Origin of the sequence: Intrasporangium sp. (genome assembly GCF_035280925.1) — a bacterium.
In the GTDB taxonomy this organism is placed as follows: Bacteria; Actinomycetota; Actinomycetes; order Actinomycetales; family Dermatophilaceae; genus Intrasporangium.
Map to the genome: position 1 here is coordinate 1 of NZ_DATEEY010000200.1, position 2,299 is coordinate 2,299.

Annotated in this window: 2 protein-coding genes and 1 pseudogene; all 3 read right to left on the reverse strand. The window is 69.6% G+C overall.

What is annotated here, in order from left to right:
• Window positions 1-263: pseudogene (locus VJN29_RS17965) on the reverse strand (NADH-quinone oxidoreductase subunit F); the annotation flags it as partial.
• Entirely contained in the window at window positions 263-1,246 is a 984-nt protein-coding gene (gene nuoE, locus VJN29_RS17970; protein ID WP_324145010.1) for an NADH-quinone oxidoreductase subunit NuoE, read from the reverse strand. The pseudogene VJN29_RS17965 and the gene nuoE, both read right to left, overlap by 1 nt.
• Window positions 1,246-2,299 (reverse strand): NADH-quinone oxidoreductase subunit D (locus VJN29_RS17975; protein ID WP_324145011.1); only part of this gene is annotated, 1,054 nt, incomplete at its 5' end. The genes nuoE and VJN29_RS17975, both read right to left, overlap by 1 nt.

Genomic DNA, 2,299 nt, shown 5'->3' on the forward strand with positions numbered 1-2,299 from the left:
TCGGACTCGTCGGCGTTGACGACGAGGTAGCGCGGTCCACCGTCCGGGGGGGCCATGAACGACCACTTCATGCCGGTGGGGAACCCTGCACCTCCGCGGCCGCGCAGCGAGGAGTCCTTGACGGCCTGGAGGATGGCCGCCGGCTCCATGCCGAGCGCCTTCTCCAGCGCGCGGTAGCCGCCGTTGCGGACATAGGTGTCGAGTGTCCAGGACTGCGGGTCGTCCCAGAACGACGTGAGGATCGGCGTGAGGGTCGTCGTCATCACGAGTCCTTCTTCTTCTTCGTCTTCGGGGTCGAGCCGGTCGTGCGGGTCGAGGTCTCCTCCTCGGCCGGCGTCCCGTCGGCCTCGTCCCGCACAGCCGCCGGCTCGGCCTTGCGGGCCTTCGCGTCGTCGCTCGCCGGGGTCACCTCGGTGCGGCCCATGGTGGTGCCGCGGGCGGCGCCGGCCGGTGACGCGTCGGTCGCGCCGTCCCCACCGGCCGATGGCTCCGCTGTCGTGGTGGGCGAGCCCTGGTGTCGGGACGACTCGCCTTCCGGGGCGGTCCACCCCTGTTCCTTCGCCAGGACCAGGCCCACGAGGGATGCCGGGCCCGCCCCCACGCCCTCGTCGGCGCGACCGTCGGGGAACCCCGCCAGAACTCGGCTGACCTCCTTGAAGGTGCAGACCCGGTTCGGCCCGCGAGTCGGACGTACCACGGCCCCGGAGCGCAGCTCCTCGACGAGCCGGATCGTCGACTCCGGGGTCTGGTTGTCGAAGAACTCCCAGTTCGTCATGACGACCGGGGCGTAGTCGCACGCAGCGTTGCACTCCACGCGTTCGAGGGTGATCTTCCCGTCCTCGGTCGTCTCGTCGTGGCCCAGGCCGAGGTGCTCGGAGACCGCCTCCCAGATCTCGTCGCCGCCCATGATCGCGCAGAGCGTGTTGGTGCAGACGCCGACCGTGTACTCACCGTTGGGGTGGCGCTTGTACTGGGTGTAGAACGTCGCCACACCCGAGACCTCCGCCGTCGTGAGGTCGAGGATCTCGGCGCAGAGGTCGATGCCCCTCCCGGTGACGTAGCCGTCGACCGACTGGACGAGGTGGAGCAGCGGCAGCAGCGCGGAGCGCTTCTGCGGGTAGCGCGCGAGGACCTGCGCGGCGTCCGCACGGAAGCGCGCCTCCACGTCGGCGGGGTAGGGCTGCTTTGACTCCTCGCTCACGGTGAGGTGCCCGGAAGCGGTCTGGAGGCCGAAGTCATGGGCCATCAGCGGTCCACACCTCCCATGACGGGGTCGATGGAGGCCACCGCGACGATGACGTCGGCGACCTGGCCGCCTTCGCACATGGCGGCCACGGACTGGAGGTTGTTGAAGCTCGGGTCGCGGAAGTGGGCGCGGTAGGGGCGGGTGCCACCGTCGGACACGAGGTGGCAGCCGAGCTCCCCCTTCGCCGACTCGACCGGCACGTACGCCTGCCCCGGGGGGACCCGGAAACCCTCGGTGACGAGCTTGAAGTGGTGGATCAGCGACTCCATCGAGGTCCCCATGATCTCGCGGATGTGGTCGAGGCTGTTGCCCATGCCGTCCCCGCCGATCGCGAGCTGGGCCGGCCAGGCGATCTTCTTGTCCTCGACCATCACCGGCTGCCCCTCGGTGCGCTGCAGCCGGTCGAGGGCCTGGAGGACGATCTTCAGGGACTCGTACATCTCGTCGATGCGGATCCGTAGCCGGTCGTAGGCGTCGCACCCGGTCCGGGTGACGACCTCGAAGTCGTAGGTCTCGTAGCCGCAGTACGGCGAGGACTTGCGCAGGTCGTGGGGCAGCCCGGTGGCCCGGAGCACCGGACCGGTCACGCCCAGGGAGATGCACCCGGTGAGGTCGAGGTAGCCCACCCCGACGGTGCGACCCCGAAGGAGCGGGTTCTCGTTGAGGAGCAGCTCGAGCTCGTGCAGGCCGTCCCGCAGCTCGTCGACGACCTCGCGCACCATGTCGACGGCACCGTGCGGGACGTCCTGGGCCACGCCACCCGGCCGGATGTACGAGTTGTTCATGCGCAGCCCGGTGATGGCCTCGAAGACGCGCAGGATGCGCTCGCGCTCCCGGAACCCGACGGTCATCACGGTGGTCGCACCGAGCTCCAGGCCGCCGGTTCCCAGGGCGACGAGATGGGAGTTGATCCGGGTGAGCTCCATCATCATCACCCGGATGATGCTGGCGCGTTCGGGGATCGCGTCGGTGATGCCGAGCAGCCGCTCGACCGAGAGGCAGAAGGCCGCCTCGTTCATCATCGGGGTGAGGTAGTCCATCCGGGTGCAGAAG